This is a genomic window from Streptomyces sp. NBC_00873, from assembly GCF_045207415.1.
Lineage (GTDB): Bacteria > Actinomycetota > Actinomycetes > Streptomycetales > Streptomycetaceae > Streptomyces.
Map to the genome: position 1 here is coordinate 3,038,851 of NZ_CP108803.1, position 16,282 is coordinate 3,055,132.

The window sequence follows — 16,282 nt, forward strand, 5'->3', positions numbered from 1 at the left end:
GTCAGTCACCGCTCTCACGTGCCGAATCGAAAATTGCTGCTTCGGTGCGCCGCACCGTCGTCGCGATCGTCGCCGAGCCGACCACCCGCGTCCCGTCGTACAGCACGACGGCCTGGCCGGGGGCCACGCCCCGTACCGCCTCGGTGAAGGTGACGTTCAGTGTGCCGTCCACGAGCTCGGCGGTCACCTCGGTCTCACCTCCGTGGGCGCGGAGCTGGGCGGTGTAGGTGCCGGGGCCGACCGGGGCGGTGCCGCACCAGCGGGGCTTGATGGCGGTCAGCGCGGTGACGTCGAGGGCCTCGACCGGGCCGACCGTCACCGTGTTGTTCACCGGGGAGATGTCCAGGACGTAGCGCGGCTTGCCGTCGGCGGCGGGGTGGCCGATGCGCAGGCCCTTGCGCTGACCGATGGTGAAGCCGAAGGCGCCCTCGTGGGTGCCGAGCCTGTTACCGGACTCGTCGAGGATGTCGCCCTCGGCCTTGCCGCCGAGGCGGTCGGCCAGGAAGCCCTGGGTGTCGCCGTCGGCGATGAAGCAGATGTCGTGGCTGTCGGGTTTCTTCGCGACGGCCAGGCCGCGGGCCTCCGCCTCGGCGCGGATCTCTTCCTTGGTGGTGAGGGTGTCGCCGAGCGGGAACATGGCGTGGGCGAGCTGCTTCTCGTCCAGGACGCCGAGGACGTACGACTGGTCCTTGGCCATGTCCGAGGCGCGGTGGAGCTCACGGCTGCCGTCCTCGTTCAGCACGACCGTGGCGTAGTGGCCGGTACAGACGGCGTCGAAGCCCAGGGCGAGCGCCTTGTCGAGCAGCGCCGCGAACTTGATCTTCTCGTTGCAGCGCAGGCACGGGTTGGGGGTGCGGCCCGCCTCGTACTCGGCGATGAAGTCCTCGACCACGTCCTCGCGGAAGCGTTCCGCCAGGTCCCAGACGTAGAACGGGATGCCGATGACGTCCGCGGCGCGGCGGGCGTCGCGGGAGTCCTCGATGGTGCAACAGCCGCGCGCTCCGGTACGGAACGACTGCGGGTTCGCGGAGAGGGCGAGGTGCACACCGGTCACGTCGTGGCCCGCCTCGGCGGCGCGGGCCGCTGCGACGGCGGAGTCGACACCGCCCGACATGGCGGCGAGCACCCGGAGGGGGCGCGGGGAAGTCTGATTCATAGCTCCACCAGGGTACGGGTCGCCGGGAACCGAACGCTCGCGGATATGCGTTGTCGATCACATGGGGACCAAGGGGACGGCGGGCGCCAAGGGCTCCGCAGGGGCCAAGTCGGAGCACGGCATCAGCCGGCGTGGGCTGCTGATCGGCGCTGCTGTCACGGCCGTGGGCACGGCGGCGCTGGCGCGGACGAAGCTGGAGCATGCCTGGTGGCGGCTGCCGGGAGTCAACAAGCCCCGGAAGCCGGGTGAGCTGGATTACGCCCGGGCGGAGTGGATAGCGGCGTCCCCGGCGAACTGGCGGCGGGCGGACCGCCCCGCCGACTACGACATCGACCGGGTCGTCATCCATGTCACTCAGGGCAGCTACCGCGGCGCGGTCAAGGTCTTCCAGAGCCCGGAGCACGGGGCGGCGGCGCACTACGTGGTGCGCCGGGACGGCCACGTGGCGCAGATGATCCGTGAGCTGGATGTGGCGTTCCACGCCGGGAACAGGTCGTACAACGAGCGCAGTGTCGGCATCGAGCACGAGGGTTTCGTGGACCGGCCGCAGGACTTCACGGCGGCGATGTACACGTCGTCGGCGCGGCTGACGGCCGCGATATGCGGGCGGTACGGGATTCCGGTGGACCGCAAGCACATCATCGGGCATGTGGAGGTGCCGGGCACGGACCACACCGATCCCGGTCCGCACTGGGACTGGGACCGGTATCTCAAGCTGGTACGGACAGCGGCTGCCGGCCCGACGAGGGGCCCTGGGGGCCCGGGACCCCAGGAGGTGTCCGGCGGATCAGGGCCCGGCACCCGTTAGCTGAGCCCCGCCGTCCTGGCGCGCTCGACCGCCGGCCCGATCGCCCGTGCCACGTCCTCGACGTCCTGCTTGGTCGACGTGTGGCCGAGCGAGAACCGCAGCGTGCCGCGGGCCAGGTCCGGATCGGTGCCGGTGGCCAGCAGCACATGGCTGGGCTGGGCAATGCCCGCCGTGCAGGCGGAGCCGGTGGAGCATTCGATGCCCTGGGCGTCCAGCAGCAGCAGGAGGGAGTCGCCCTCGCAGCCGGGGAAGGTGAAGTGGGCGTTGGCCGGGAGCCGGCCGCCGGGGGCGGGGTCGCCGCCGAGGATGGCGTCGGGGACCGCGGCCAGCACGGCCGCGACCAGCTCGTCGCGGAGCCCGCCGATCTCGCGGGCGAACTCCTCGCGCCGTTCGGCGGCAAGCCGGCCTGCCACCGCGAAGGCGGCGACGGCGGGCACGTCGAGGGTCCCGGAGCGCACATGCCGCTCCTGGCCGCCGCCGTGCAGCACGGGTACGGGGGTGTGTTCGCGGCCGAGCAGCAACGCGCCGATGCCGAACGGGCCGCCGATCTTGTGCGCGCTGACGGTCATCGCGGCCAGCCCCGAGCCTGCGAAGTCGACGTCCAGCTGGCCGAAGGCCTGGACCGCGTCGGCATGCATCGGCACGTCGAACTCGTTGGCCACGGCGGCCAGTTCACGTACCGGCATGATGGTGCCGATCTCGTTGTTGGCCCACATCACGGTGACCAGCGCGACATCGTCGGGATTGCGCACGATCGCCTCGCGCAGTGCGTCCGGGTGGACGCGCCCGTACGTGTCGACGGGGAGGTATTCGACGGTCGCGCCCTCGTGTTCGGCGAGCCAGTCGACTGCGTCCAGCACCGCGTGGTGCTCGACGGGACCGGCGAGAACGCGGGTGCGCCGTGGGTCGGCGTCGCGGCGGGCCCAGTAGAGGCCCTTCACGGCGAGGTTGTCGGCCTCGGTGCCTCCGGAGGTGAAGACCACCTCGCTGGGGCGTGCGCCGAGGGCGTCGGCGAGGGTCTCTCTCGACTCCTCGACGGTACGGCGGGCCCGGCGCCCGGCGGCGTGCAGTGAGGACGCGTTGCCGGTGACGGCGAGCTGGGCGGTCATCGCCGCGATCGCCTCCGGAAGCATCGGCGTGGTCGCGGCGTGGTCGAGGTAAGCCATGGTGGGCTCGATTCTACGAGCCTGTGGCGGGGCGCATGCCGGGCGCATCGCGGTCCGGTACCCGTGCACGGTGGGCGGGTGCTGTGCCGCCTGTCCCGATCCGGAGCCGATCCGGTCGGGAGCGGTGCCGGGGCGCACCGTCGGTCAGCTGCCGAAGCTCCAGGAGACGGTGCCGTTTCCGGTGACCAGGAAGGCCAGGACGACGAGATCGGCGATACCGAGGGCGAGCCCGGGGAGGGCGCCCTGCGCGGCCGGAACGAACAGGGCGCGCGCCTCGTCGATGGTCAGGCCGGTGACATCCGTCCGGAAGCCGGGCAGCAGGGCGATACCGCCGTGCCGGCCGCGTTCCGCGTAGACGGGGACGCCCGAGGCCGAGAGCGCCTCGATGTCGCGGTAGATGGTGCGTACGGAGACATCGAGACGCTCGGCGAGCTCGGTGGCGGGGACCGGACCGCGCGTCTGGAGCAGCAGCAGGATCGAGAGCAGCCGGTCGGATTTCACGCCGCCCGGCGAACCATGGGTCAGCTGCGCGGGGCGCGGGCCAGCTGGCGGGACTGAGCGACCAGCCGGTCGGCGCTGTCCCAGACGTCCGCGTCCTCCTCCAGGAAGCCGCCCGCGAGGTTGCGGGTGGTGATGGAGACACGCAGCGGGCCGGGGGCCGGGCGGCAGCGGATGTGGGTGGTGAGCTCGATGGTCGGCGTCCAGCCCTTGAGCCCCAGCTCGAACGAGGTCGGCGGCAGTGCGTCGACGGTGAGCAGCAGGGAGTACGGGTCGGCGTCGCGGCCGTCCGCAAGGCCGAACCAGCCGCGCATCTCGCCCTTGCCGGACGGGGCGCCGACGGCCCAGCCCACGGTCGACGGGTCGAGCTTGATACTGAGCCGCTCGGTGATCGCGGAGCTTCCGGGGATGGGCGCCGGGCCGTCGTCCGGGCCGAAGCACTGCTCGATCGGCGCCATGGCCGGCGGCTTCGCCGACGTACGGATGTCGTCGGAGAGGGAGTCCAGGTCGCCGTAGGTGCCGAGGATCCGGATGCGCTCGACCTCGGTGCCGTCCTCCGCGTACTGGAAGAGGGACGCCTGGCCGGTGGAGAGGGTCCGGCCGGTGCGGACAACCTGCGTACGGATCACCGCGGGGCCGGGGACCGACGCGGTGAGGTAGTGCGCGGAGACCGAGAAGGGATCGGAGTGGGGCAGGGCCTCGCCGAGCGCGCGGCCGAGCATGGCCAGTAGATACCCGCCATTGACGGCGCGGATGATCGTCCAGCCCGCGGAGAGCTCGGCGTCGTAGACGCCTTCTTCGCGAAGGGTGACGGCGGTGTCCCTGTCGAACTCGCTGTCACCGATGAGTGCCTGAGCTGCCTGTGCCATGAGATGCACCGTACACCGAATGCATTACTGAGCGGTAGCTTTTTTGAGTCGTCGATGTATCGGCGTATCACGGGCACATGGTGTCCGGTCAGGTGGCCGCGGAGCTCTCCTCCGCCGTGGCCGAGGAACGGTTGTAGGCGCGGGGCGCCCGCCAGTGGAAGCGCATCGCCAGCAGCCGCAGAACAAAAGCGGTGATCGCGGCGGTGCCGCTGGTGAAGGCGTTCAGCGCGTCGAAGCGGATGCACAGCACGATCATGGTGGCGCCGACGATCGCGGGCACGGCGTACAGATCGCGGTCCCAGCGCAGCAGCGACGGCGTCTCGTTGGCGAGTACGTCACGCAGCACACCGCCGCCGACCGCGGTGGCCAGGCCCAGGGCAGCCGATGCGGTGAGACCGAGGCCGTAGTCGTACGCCTTGACGGTGCCGGCGACACAGAACAGCCCGAGGCCCGCCGCGTCGAAGACGTTGACGGCGACCTGGATCCGCTCGACGTGCGGATGCAGGAAGAAGACCAGGCCGGCGGCGAGCAGTGGGGTGAGGAAGTAGCCGAGATCGGTGAAGGCGGCGGGCGGGACCGCTCCGATGATCACGTCACGGAACAGCCCCCCGCCCAGCGCTGTCACCTCGGCGAGTACCGCGATGCCGAAGACATCGAAGTTCTTGCGTACGGCGAGCAGTGCGCCGGAGATCGCGAAGACAAAGATTCCGACGATGTCGAGCGCATGCTGGACGGAGGGCGTGAACAGTTCGTTGAGCACCGGGCAATTGTGCCGGTCCTACTCCTTCGGGGTGTCCCCCGCATCCCCGGAGTCCGCCGCGTCCTCCGAATCCGCCGCGGCTTCGGGCTCCTGGGACGCCTTGGTGATCTTGGCCGGGGTCTCCTGTGCGGCAGGCTCCGGCTCCTTCTTCAGCGCCACGATCTCCACCGCGTCCCGCGCCGATTCCAGCACGGCGTCGCCGGGCATCTGGTCCGGCGCGTTCTCCGGGTGATGGCAGGCCACCTGGTGCCCGGTCTTCAGCGCGATGAGCGGCGGCTCCTGCGTCTTGCAGATTTCCGTCGCCTTCCAGCACCGGGTGTGGAAGCGGCAGCCGCTGGGCGGCGAGATCGGGGACGGCACGTCGCCCTTGAGCAGGATGCGCTCGCTCTTGACCCCGCGACGGCGCGGATCGGGCACCGGCACGGCCGACATGAGCGCCTTGGTGTACGGGTGCATCGGCGCCGAGTACAGCGACTTGCGGTCCGCCAACTCGACGATCTTCCCCAAGTACATCACCGCGATGCGGTCCGAGACATGGCGGATGACCGAGAGGTCGTGCGCGATGATCACGTACGTCAGACCGAGCTCGTCCTGGAGGTCGTCGAGGAGGTTGACCACCTGCGCCTGGATCGACACGTCCAGCGCGGAGACCGGCTCGTCGGCGACTACCAGCTTCGGCTTGAGCGCGAGCGCCCGGGCGATGCCGATGCGCTGGCGCTGGCCGCCGGAGAACTCATGCGGATAGCGGTTGAAGTGCTCGGGGTTGAGCCCCACCAGCGAGAGCAGGTCCTGGACCGTCTTCTTGACCCCGCCCTCGGGGGTGACGCCCTGCAGCTTGAAGGGCGCGCTGACGATCGTGCCGACCGTGTGCCGCGGGTTCAGCGAGGAGTACGGGTCCTGGAAGATCATCTGCACGTCACGGCGCATCGGCCGCATGGCCGAGACGCCCAGGTGCGTGATGTCCTTGCCCTCGAACTCGACCTTGCCACCGGTCGGTTCGAGCAGCCGGGTGATCAGTCGGCCCATCGTCGACTTGCCACAGCCCGACTCGCCCACGACACCCAGGGTCTCCCCCGGGCGGACGTCGAAGGAGATGCCGTCGACCGCCCTGACCGCGGCGACCTGGCGCTGCAGCAGCCCCTTCTTGATGGGGAAGTGCTTGACCAGGTTCTCGACTCTGAGCAGCGGCTCGGGCGAGCCCTCGGCCTGCTGCGGGATCGCCGTCTCGGCGCCGGTCTTCTCAGTCACAGCCTTCTCGCTCACAGCTTCGGCGCAATCTCTTCGGTCCAGATACGGGTCCGCTCCTCCTGCGACATATGACAGGCCGAGAAGTGGTTGCCGCTGACCTGCTGCAGCTCCGGGCGCGTGGTCCGGGTGATGCCGCCCTTGGGGACGTCCGCGTACGGACAGCGCGGGTTGAAGGCGCAGCCGGTCGGGATGTTGATGAGGCTGGGCGGGGAGCCCTTGACCGGGACGAGCCGGTCGGTCTCCTCCTTGTCGATGCGCGGCATCGAGGTGAGCAGGCCCCAGGTGTACGGGTGCCGGGGCTGGTAGAAGACCTCCTCGGCGGTGCCGCGCTCGACACAACGGCCGCCGTACATCACCAGGATGTCGTCGGCCATCTCGGCCACCACGCCCAGGTCGTGGGTGATCATGATGACCGCGGAGCCGAACTCCTTCTGCAGATCCCGGATCAGGTCGAGGATCTGCGCCTGGACGGTCACGTCCAGGGCGGTCGTCGGCTCGTCCGCGATCAGCAGCTCGGGGTTGTTGACCAGCGACATCGCGATCATCGCGCGCTGCCGCATACCGCCGGAGAACTCGTGCGGATAGGCGTCGACGCGCTTGGCGGGCTCCGGGATGCCCACCCGGTCGAGCATCTCGATCGCCCGGGTGCGGGCCACCTTCTTGCTGACGTCGTGGTGGTTGCGGTACGCCTCGACGATCTGCGCACCCACCGTGTAGTACGGGTGCATCGCCGACAGCGGGTCCTGGAAGATCATGGACATCTGCCGACCGCGCAGCTTGCGGACGTGGTCGTCGCCGGCGCCGATCAGCTCTTCGCCGTCCAGCCAGATCTCACCGCTGATGTCGGGGCGGCTGCGCGCCTGACCGGACCGGTGCAGGCCCATGACGGCCAGCGAGGTGACCGACTTGCCGGAGCCGGACTCGCCCACGATGCCGAGGGTCTTGCCCTTCTCCAGCTGGAAGGAGAGCCCGTCGACGGACTTGACGATGCCGTCGTCGGTCGGGAAGTGCACCTTCAGGTCGCGCACGGAGAGGAATGCTTCGGGCCGTGCGCCGCCCTGCTCGGGAACACCGGCCGGACCGGCCGACTGCACGTCCTGGGTGGGGGTGTTGTCGGTCACGTCAGCCTCACACGCGGGTCGACGACCGCGTACAGCAGGTCGACAATCAAGTTGGCCATGACTACGAAGAACGCCGCGATGATGGTGACGCCCATGATGACTGGCAGGTCACCGGAGTTGATCGCGTCGACCGCGGCCTTGCCCATGCCGGGCAGACTGAAGGTCGACTCGGTCAGCACCGCGCCGCCGAGCAGGGCGCCCAGGTCCAGACCGAAGACCGTGATGATCGGGGTGAGGGTGGACCGCAGGGCGTGCTTGCGGATGACCACCTGCTCCTTGAGGCCCTTGGCGCGGGCCGTACGGATGTAGTCCTCGCCCAGAATCTCCAGCATGGTGGCGCGGGTGAGCCGGGCGTAGGTTGCCGCGAAGAGGAAGGCCAGGGTGATCCAGGGGAGGATCATGCTGTTCAGCCAGGCCGCCGGATCATCCGTGAGCGGCGCGTAGTTGATCGTCTGCATCCATTCCAGGCTGTAGATGAAGACGGCCGAACAGACCAGTCCGGTGAAGTAGATCGGCAGTGACACCCCCGCCAGCGCGGTGATCATCGTGACCCGGTCGAGCACAGTGCGTCTGCGCAGTGCGGAGATCACGCCGGTGGCGACACCACCGATCAGCCAGAGCACCGAAGCTCCCGCGGCCAGCGACAGGGTGACCGGGATGCGCTGCTTCAGGTCCGGCCACACCGGCTGCTCGTTCTTGAACGAGTAGCCGAAGCACGGGGCCGGACAGTGGGTGATCTGGGAGCCCTGGTCGTAGTCCCGGCCGGCCACGATGCCCTTGAGGAAGAGGCCGTACTGCGTGGTGACGGGCTTGTCGAGGCCCATCTTCTTACGGATGCCCTCGATGGCCGTCTTGTTGGTCTCACGGCCGGCATAGAGGAGTGCGGGATCGCTTCCGGTGATCTTCGGCACCATGAAGAAGATGCCGAAGGTGACCATGGAGACGATCACTAGCATGACGACGACATTGACGAGTCGTCGGAGGAGGTAGACGAGCACTGCAGTCGGCCTGATCAGCCGGCGGCTGCCGTCCCTTGTGGGGACGACAACCGCCCGCCCGCGGCCTTCACCTGCCCTTCGAACTAGCGCATGCGAGGTGAAGGACCCGCATGTCCAACTGCTACTTGACGACGCCCATGACCGCGAGGTCGAGACGGCCCATGGACTCGTTGTAGAAGACGTTGGTCAGCCGCGGGTTGCGGTAGACGAGCGCCTTGTCGAAGTTGATCGGGAGATAGAGAGCCTTCTCCATGATCGCCTTGTTGATCTGGGTGTAGATCGGCGCGGCGGCCTCGGGCGACGCTGCGGCGGCGGCCTGGTCGAAGAGACCGTTGACCGTCTTGTCGTTCAGCATCGTGTAGTTGTTGTTGCCGTTCTTCAGGATGAAGGAACCGTCAACCAGCGGCTGCAGGAAGCCCGCACCCGAGTTGTAGTCGGCGCCCCAGCCCATCACGATGATGCCGTAGCCCTTCTTCTTCACGTTGTCGGGAGCACCGATCACGGAGGAAGAGTTCTTGCCGTCGTACTGGTCGATGGAGGCGTCGATGCCGACGGCCTTCAGCGAAGCCTGCAGCGACTCGGCGGTGTTCACCTCGGGCTTGCGGTTGTTACGGACCGCGATGGTGGTCTTGAAGCCGTTCGGCTTGCCACAGGCCTTCAGGGCCGCCTTGGCCTTGTCGAGCTGCGGCTTGCCCTGGGTCAGGCCCCACGGGTCGTAGGACTTGTCCGAACCCGGGACACCCGGCGGCAGCATGTTGGCGCCCAGGTCGCCGCTGGTCGGGCCACCACGGCCGGTCTGCAGCGACTTCGGGTCGGCGGCGTAGATGACCGCCTTGCGGCACTCGATGTTGTCGAACGGCGCGACCGTCTGCGGGAACGCGAAGTACCGGATGTAGCCGGTGAACGGGTCGTCCGCGTTGGCCTTGTACTTCGGCGACTGCAGGATCTTGATCTTGGCGGCCTGCTGGACACCGGTGCCGTCGACCGCGTAGTCGACGTCGCCCGAGAGCAGACGCGCGTCCATGTCGTCCGGGTTCGAGGTCACGGTGAACGAGACCTTGTCCGGCAGGCCCGTGCGGAACGGGTCCGTCTTCGGGTCCCAGTTGGTGTTCCGGACGAAGATCGTCTCCTTGCCCGGCTTGAAGGACTGGACCTTGTACGGGCCGGTCGCGACCGGGTGGTTGGTGTACTTCGCGCCGTCGTCCTTGGCCGCCGGTACCGGCGAGGAGTCGGCCATGGCCATCAGGTACGAGAAGTCCGAGTTCGGCTTCGCCAGGTTGAAGACGATCGTCTGGTCGTCCGGCGTCTGGACCGACTTCAGACCCAGCTTGTTGGGGTCCTTGTCCTTGTAGGGGCCGGGGTACTTCTGGCCCTGGTCGAGGAGGTCGATCAGGTAGGTCGGACCGCCGGAGAGGACGTCCTGCGCGAAGACGCGCTCGATGCCGTACTTGATGTCCTTCGAGGTGATCGGCGTACCGTCCTCGAACTTGACACCGGCCTTCAGCTTGAAGGTGTACGTCTTGCCGCCGTTGCTCAGCGTCGGCAGCGACTCGGCGAGGTCGGGGACCAGCTTGGTGCCGGCCTCACCGGGCTTCGCGTCGTACGCGAGCAGCTGACGGATGTACAGCCGCTGCATGTTCCAGACGAAGCCGTAGTAGGCACGGGCCGGGTCAAGGAAGTCGACGTCCTGAGGGGACATCAGCTTCAGCGTGCCGCCCTTCTTGTCGGACGCGTTGACGACCTTGCCCTTGGTGGCTGCGTCGTAACCGGCACCCTGGGACGAGGAGGACTTGTTGTTGCTGTCCCCTCCGCCACAAGCGGTGGCGGTCAGCGCAACCGCGGCCGCGAGGGCCGTGAGCGCAACTGCCTTCCGTGAGCGATTCACTGTCTTGCAACCTCCGTGATGTGGTGTGGCCCGTGGGTACGCAGTCCGCGCCCGACGGTCAATCGAGTGCCAACCGGCTCGCGCCGGAGACCTTTTGGGGGTCGACTCAGCTGCCCTTCGGGTCGAGGGCGTCACGCAGCCCGTCGCCGAAGAGGTTGAATGCCAGAACGGTGATGAAGATCGCGATTCCGGGGACCACCATGTATGTCGGGTCCGCCTGGTAGGTGTTGATCGCGTCGGAGAGCATCTTGCCCCACGAGGCGGTCGGCGGCTTCACACCCGCGCCCAGGAAGCTGAGCGCGGCCTCGCTGAGGATGTTGGTCGGAATGATCAGCGTCGAGTAGACGAGGATCGGCGCGACCAGGTTGGGCAGCAACTCCTTGAAGAGGATGTAGCCACGGCCGGCGCCCAGGCTGCGTGCCGCCTCGACGTACTCCCGCTCGCGCAGGGACATCGTCTGCCCCCGGACGATACGGCCGATATAGGGCCAGCCGAAGAAGCCGATGACCACGATCAGCACGCCCATCCTGACGCCCGAACCGGTGAGCCCCCAGAGGGAGTCGGGCACGACGGTGACGAGGGCGATGGTGAACAGCAACTGCGGGAAGGCGAGCAGCAGGTCCATCAGCCGGCTGATGAGTGCGTCGACCCAGCCGCCGAAGAAGCCTGCCACCGAGCCGAGGATGCTGCCGATGACCACGGAGACCACCGCGGCGAGGAAGGCCACCAGGAGTGAGATGCGCGCGCCGTAGACGATGCGGCTGAACACATCGCGGCCGTTGGTGGGTTCGACACCCAGCAGGTAGTCCGAGTTCATCCCGCCGAAGGAGCCCTTGGGGGTGCCGAGGTCCGGGTCGAGCAGATCCTCGTGGAATTCGTTCGGCGGGTGGCCGAGGAGATTCACGATCAGCGGCGCGAACACCGCGATCAGGATCAGCAGGAGCACGACCACACCACCGGCGAGCGCCACTTTGTCGCGCTTCAACCGTGTCCAGGCGATACGTCCCGGCGAACGGCCGTCGATGTCCTTGGCCGGGACATCGGCCGTGACATCGACGGTCGCTGTCTCGGCCGCGCTGTCGTGCAGTGGTGCCGTCATCGTTGTGGGGACCCCTCTCGGCTCGACCGACTGTGGCCGGCCCGTGCCCGCCGCTGTAGCGGCCTGTTCACATCACAGGTGCAAGTCGCACGTTTGGTGCGGGTGTTACGGAAAATGCAGGTGGTGCGAGTGGAGCAGTTCAACTGGTCCAACCAGAAGCCGCAGGCCGCACAGGGCGCCGAACGCTTCTTGTTTCGGGGAGTCTTCAACGCGTCGCGGATCACCCGCCAGCCCTGATGGGGAATGGATGCGCAACCGTGATGTGACCAGCCAGCTTCCGTTATCCGGACGCCGCGATCGTCCCAGCGAACCAAGTCGGCACTCTTCGCCCAGATCGGACAGGTGCCCCAACGGGGTTCATCCCGGCTCTAATTGGCGGGCGTCCGGGCCGGTCAGCCGTGGGCCGGGGGGTAGCCGTAACCAACGGCGGGAGCGGGCGCGACGTGCGCCTCACGGTCGTAGAACGGGCGGGCATTGGCGCGGAGCCACATCGCGACCGGGTCGTACTCGTCGGACATCGCGACGGTGGAAACGGGCAGCCCGTCCGGGACCGCGCCGATCGACTGCTGCATCATCGCGCGCACCGCGTCGACGGAGGTCTGGCTCGCGTCGTAAAGATCGAGACCGATGGCGAGGTACGGCACCCCGAGCGCGGGCTGCACCCAGGCCCGGCGCAGGGAGCGGATCGCGGGGGTGTGGTGGGCGTTCTGCGAGAGCAGGGCGTAGAACTGCGGGATCTCGATGGCCGGCTCGGTGAGCCGGAGCGGTCCCGCGGGCATCCGGTCGAGGCCGGTGGCGATACGGCGCAGATCCAGCCACGGGATGCCGACGCCGCCGCCGGGGGCGTGCGGGTTGAGCCAGATGCCCCAGCGGTCCGGGAAGAGAGCGCGGGCGATGTCGAGTCCGGTGACTACTTCATGGGCCCGGTTCCAGCCGCTGGCCGAGAGTTCCTGGGCAGAGGTCACACAGGGCGCGTAGCCCAGCCCGTCGACCTCCATGTTCCCGTACTGGGCATCGGGCGAGCCCGCCCGGCCGTGCCAGAGCAGCATCCAGATCCGGTCGCCGGCGAGCGCCCGGAGCAGTGCCTCGTACGCGTCGTAGCGCCCGGGCGTCACTTGGCGCAGCATGTGCTCGACCTGCCCGGCCGCCGCGGTGCCTGACGCACTCACCCTGGGTCCCGCCCCTCTTCGCTCCACTGTGTCGGCCTGCCGCTCCCGGGGCACACGGGTGCGGCTCGGTGGCCGAGGCACTAGCCATCAAACCAGCTTATGCGGCGCCCCTGACACCGACTTGACGCCACAGGTCGACGGTGTCGCGCCCGCAATCCCCGGAGTCGGTGACTCCGCGCTCCAGTACCCCTCCGGGCAGGCTTTGCCCCGCCGCGCCGCCCGGCGCGCTCGCTCGCTGCGTTGGCCATAAGTCCTGGTAGCGGCGCTACCAGGACTTATGGCCGCCTTGCGATCGCACGCACTGGAGGACGCTCCTCATGGGGCAAACATTGCCGGTCACGGCACTAGTAACCCTCGCGCTGGTAGAACGGCCGGATCCTGGCCCGCATCCAGTCGGCGACCGGGTCCTGCGCCACATCGAGCAGGACCAGATTGACCGGCCAGGGCACCTCGACACGGCCCAGCGCGCGGCCCAGGGCGTCCATCGGGGCGTTGCGCCCCGCGCCGTCCCAGGTGGAGAACTCGACGCCTATGAAGAGAACGGGATCGCCGCCCTCGATGCTGGCCAGCGTCCGGCGGGCAGTGCGCACGACGCCGCTCTCCTCGAATTCCCCGGCCGCGGCCGCGAGGAAGTCGACGGGCTCCTCCTGCCAGTCCGGCTCATACAGCCGGACCCGGCCGCCGGTGGCCGGCCCGTCCAGCGAGGTGCGGCCGGTGCGGCAGAGTTCGGCGACGGCGGGCGGCGGCAGCGGCATGCCGACGGCGCCGCCCGGGTTGACCGCGATGCCGAGCTGCGGGGGCAGCCCGCGGGCGAATTCCACGGCGGGCGCCACGGTGAAGGACATATGGGTGCCGACGCACTGCAGGAACTGGTGTTCGGAGCTGAAGACGGGGACGTACGCAGCTCCCTCGATCTCCACCGTCGGCAGGTCGAGCGACAGGGCATCGGGGCCCCCGCCGCTGGGAAGCGGCACCCAGAGGTGACTGCGGCCGAGCACTTCGACGAGCCGGCCGCCCGCCTCCGGGCTGCCCAGCGAGGCAACCAGCACCTCTTCGAGCTCATTGGCCGGCCATCCGCTCTGCGGATGGTTCTGGACCGATGCCGGAATGTCCACTGCGCTGCTTCCCCTTCTCACCCTCATGCGTTGCCGCAGAACAGTAACTCCGGCGCGCCCCTCCGCGGTGACGGACGACCGGGTGCCGGCGCCTCTCCAGCGCGGATCATGCCGGGCGCGCGCGGTGCCTGATCCGAAATGAACGACCCTCAGGGCTGTCCCGTCATCCCCTGGGCGTCGGCGAACGTAATCCTCGCCAGCATCCCGGCCGCCTCCCGGTCCAGCAGCACCGCCGAGGAGCAGCCGAGCGGCAGGACGCCCGCCTCGGTGTCCCGCAGCAGCCGGCCGACGGCCCTGCGGTGCCGGGCGAAGGCGTATCCGGAGACTCCGCGCCCACGCTCGCGCTGGCCCTCCCTGGCCTCCTGGGGGGTGACGTCGAGCAGCACGAGATGCAGCGTGCGGCCGCGACGCCGTGCGTGCCGGGCCAGCCAGCCCCGCACCCATGTCTGGGTCCCGCAGTCGTGGACGACGACGGACTCACCGGAGCACAGCGCCCGCCACAGCCCCCAGTAATGGGCGACGCGGACCAGCGGGCGGTAGAGGGCGTACGGGAGTAAGCGGGGCACCTGCTGCGCCCAGCGGTCCCGGGTGTCCTGGGAGTCGATGGCCCGTACGGCCACCGCCCGCCGGATCAGTGTCGACTTGCCGCCTCCGGGCAGCCCGGAGACCACCACCACATCGCCTGTCGCGAAATGCAGTTCGCGCGGGCTGCGCCCGGCGCGCTCACGCAGGTCCCGCACGACGGGCGCGTGCGTGCCCAGCAATTCCCGGGCAGGTGCGCCCGGCTGCGCGGGCATCGCGCCGTGCGCGACCCCCGCGGTCGTCGCGTACCGCTGCAACGTCATCGCCCTCCCCCTGTCGGGTCACCCACGCCTGCCCAAGAAGTGTAAAGAAAAGGTAATGCGAGGCAACCGTCCCACTACTCGTTCCGTGCATCGGGTACCGACGCCCCACTTTTCCGCAATGCGTGCGATGATGACCCGGCCAACTGCATAAAGGCCGCTTGAATCCGCGCGGGAGAGCTCCGGCCACAGTGTGTGCCGGGCGCCGAAGGAGCAAGATCCTCCCTTGAATCTCTCAGGCCCCGTACCGCGTGGATGAGGCAGATCTGAAAAGCGAGTCGCCCCGCGGCTCCACCCAAGGTGCAAGCCGAACCCCCCGGGGGTCTCTCGGCGAACCTCTCAGGTTCCGATGACAGATGGGGAGGGATCGTCCTCGTCGTCATGCCCTGGGAGCCACACCTATGAGCAACGCCCCCCGTCTCACCGCCCTCGACGCCCTGCATCGCTCGCTGGGCGCGACCATGACCGACTTCGCCGGCTGGGACATGCCGCTGCGCTACGCCAGCGAGCGCGACGAGCACAACGCGGTGCGCACGAAGGCGGGTCTCTTCGACCTGTCGCACATGGGTGAGATCACCGTCACCGGCCCGCAGGCCGCGGCGTTCCTGAACTTCGCGCTGGTCGGCAACATCGGCACCGTAGCCGTCGGCCGCGCCCGCTACACGATGATCTGCGCCGAGGACGGCGGCATCCTGGACGACCTGATCGTCTACCGGCTGGGAGAGGCCGCGGCCCCCGAATATCTGGTCGTCGCCAACGCCGGGAACGCCCAGATCGTGCTGGACGCGCTGACCGCCCGCGCCGACGGGTTCGACGCCGAGGTGCGCGACGACCGCGACGCGTACGCGCTGCTCGCCGTCCAGGGCCCCGAGTCCCCCGCCATCCTGGCCTCGGTCACCGACGCCGACCTGGACGGTCTGAAGTACTACGCGGGCCTGCCCGGCACCGTCGCCGGTGTGCCCGCGCTGATCGCCCGTACCGGTTACACCGGCGAGGACGGCTTCGAGCTGTTCGTCGCCCCCGAGCACGCAGAGCAGCTCTGGCAGGCCCTCACGGCGGCTGGCGCCTCCCGTGGCCTGATCCCGTGCGGTCTGTCCTGCCGCGACACGCTGCGCCTGGAGGCAGGCATGCCGCTGTACGGGCACGAGCTGACCACCGAGCTGACCCCGTTCGACGCCGGTCTCGGCCGGGTCGTGAAGTTCGAGAAGGAGGGCGACTTCGTCGGCCGCAAGGCCCTGGAGGCCGCCGCCGAGCGCGCCGAGACCGCCCCGCCGCGCAAGCTCGTCGGTCTGATCGCCGAGGGCCGCCGGGTGCCGCGCGCCGGCTACCCCGTCGTCGCCGAGGGCCAGGTCATCGGCGAGGTCACCTCCGGCGCCCCGTCGCCGACGCTCGGCAAGCCGGTCGCCATCGCGTACGTGGACGCCACGCACGCCGCGCCCGGGACCACGGGCGTCGGAGTGGACATCCGCGGCAGCCACGAACCGTACGAGGTCGTCGCCCTGCCGTTCTACAAGCGCCAGAAGTGACGTAGTCGCGTCTCACACCGTA

General features: G+C 69.1%; 15 protein-coding genes, 1 pseudogene and 1 riboswitch. Of the genes and pseudogenes, 3 read left to right on the top strand and 13 right to left on the bottom strand.

From position 1 onward, the window contains the following. Position 1: 1 nt before the first annotated feature. On the bottom strand, positions 2-1,156 hold the full coding sequence (mnmA, locus tag OH809_RS13595; RefSeq protein WP_406422156.1) for a tRNA 2-thiouridine(34) synthase MnmA: 1,155 nt from the start codon (positions 1,154-1,156) through the stop codon (positions 2-4). Positions 1,157-1,217: 61 nt separating this feature from the next. On the opposite strand from mnmA, the gene OH809_RS13600 reads away from it, so the two are divergent. Beyond that, positions 1,218-1,964, top strand: a complete 747-nt coding sequence (locus OH809_RS13600) for an N-acetylmuramoyl-L-alanine amidase (protein WP_406422155.1) — start codon at positions 1,218-1,220, stop codon at positions 1,962-1,964. On the opposite strand, the gene OH809_RS13605 is transcribed toward OH809_RS13600, so the two are convergent. From OH809_RS13605 to OH809_RS13645, 9 genes and pseudogenes are all read right to left on the bottom strand, one after another. Continuing rightward, entirely contained in the window at positions 1,961-3,130 is a 1,170-nt protein-coding gene (locus OH809_RS13605; RefSeq protein WP_406422154.1) for a cysteine desulfurase family protein, read from the bottom strand. The two genes, OH809_RS13600 and OH809_RS13605, sit on opposite strands and share 4 nt — an antisense overlap. A gap of 210 nt (positions 3,131-3,340) precedes the next feature. Further along, positions 3,341-3,631 (bottom strand): annotated as a pseudogene (locus OH809_RS13610) (helix-turn-helix transcriptional regulator); the annotation flags it as partial. Positions 3,632-3,651: 20 nt separating this feature from the next. Next, positions 3,652-4,497, bottom strand: coding sequence for a thioesterase family protein (locus OH809_RS13615; RefSeq protein WP_406422153.1), 846 nt, complete (start codon positions 4,495-4,497; stop codon positions 3,652-3,654). 88 nt (positions 4,498-4,585) lie between these two features. Continuing rightward, positions 4,586-5,257 carry a trimeric intracellular cation channel family protein gene (locus tag OH809_RS13620; RefSeq protein WP_366695222.1) on the bottom strand — a complete coding sequence of 224 codons (672 nt, stop codon included), beginning with the start codon at positions 5,255-5,257 and terminating at the stop codon, positions 4,586-4,588. 18 nt (positions 5,258-5,275) lie between these two features. Continuing rightward, positions 5,276-6,505 (bottom strand): ABC transporter ATP-binding protein, encoded by a 1,230-nt coding sequence (locus tag OH809_RS13625; protein ID WP_406422152.1) that lies wholly within the window; start codon positions 6,503-6,505, stop codon positions 5,276-5,278. Between the two features lie 11 nt (positions 6,506-6,516). Continuing rightward, complete coding sequence (locus tag OH809_RS13630) at positions 6,517-7,599, bottom strand: ABC transporter ATP-binding protein (RefSeq protein ID WP_406425207.1); 1,083 nt, start codon at positions 7,597-7,599, stop codon at positions 6,517-6,519. Between the two features lie 23 nt (positions 7,600-7,622). After that, complete coding sequence (locus OH809_RS13635; RefSeq protein ID WP_406422151.1) at positions 7,623-8,624, bottom strand: ABC transporter permease; 1,002 nt, start codon at positions 8,622-8,624, stop codon at positions 7,623-7,625. 121 nt (positions 8,625-8,745) lie between these two features. Then, positions 8,746-10,509, bottom strand: a complete 1,764-nt coding sequence (locus OH809_RS13640) for an ABC transporter substrate-binding protein (protein ID WP_406422150.1) — start codon at positions 10,507-10,509, stop codon at positions 8,746-8,748. A 106-nt stretch (positions 10,510-10,615) separates the two neighbouring features. After that, positions 10,616-11,608, bottom strand: coding sequence for an ABC transporter permease (locus OH809_RS13645; protein WP_406422149.1), 993 nt, complete (start codon positions 11,606-11,608; stop codon positions 10,616-10,618). 114 nt (positions 11,609-11,722) lie between these two features. Here OH809_RS13645 and OH809_RS13650 point away from each other — a divergent pair, with 114 nt between their 5' ends. After that, positions 11,723-11,845 carry a hypothetical protein gene (locus tag OH809_RS13650; RefSeq protein ID WP_406515136.1) on the top strand — a complete coding sequence of 41 codons (123 nt, stop codon included), beginning with the start codon at positions 11,723-11,725 and terminating at the stop codon, positions 11,843-11,845. A 155-nt stretch (positions 11,846-12,000) separates the two neighbouring features. Here the strand turns inward: OH809_RS13650 and OH809_RS13655 are convergent, their stop codons facing one another. From OH809_RS13655 to OH809_RS13665, 3 genes are all read right to left on the bottom strand, one after another. Then, a complete protein-coding gene (locus OH809_RS13655) occupies positions 12,001-12,777 on the bottom strand; it encodes an enhanced serine sensitivity protein SseB C-terminal domain-containing protein (RefSeq protein ID WP_406515137.1) in 777 nt (258 codons plus the stop codon). A gap of 344 nt (positions 12,778-13,121) precedes the next feature. Beyond that, the gene (locus OH809_RS13660; protein ID WP_406422147.1) at positions 13,122-13,892 is read right to left on the bottom strand and encodes an enhanced serine sensitivity protein SseB; all 771 of its coding nucleotides are present in this window, start codon (positions 13,890-13,892) and stop codon (positions 13,122-13,124) included. A gap of 149 nt (positions 13,893-14,041) precedes the next feature. Beyond that, positions 14,042-14,737 (bottom strand): AAA family ATPase, encoded by a 696-nt coding sequence (locus tag OH809_RS13665; RefSeq protein WP_406422146.1) that lies wholly within the window; start codon positions 14,735-14,737, stop codon positions 14,042-14,044. Between the two features lie 159 nt (positions 14,738-14,896). Continuing rightward, positions 14,897-14,994, top strand: a riboswitch (glycine riboswitch). A gap of 141 nt (positions 14,995-15,135) precedes the next feature. Here OH809_RS13665 and gcvT point away from each other — a divergent pair. Beyond that, on the top strand, positions 15,136-16,260 hold the full coding sequence (gcvT, locus tag OH809_RS13670) for a glycine cleavage system aminomethyltransferase GcvT (protein ID WP_406515138.1): 1,125 nt from the start codon (positions 15,136-15,138) through the stop codon (positions 16,258-16,260). Positions 16,261-16,282: the final 22 nt, after the last annotated feature.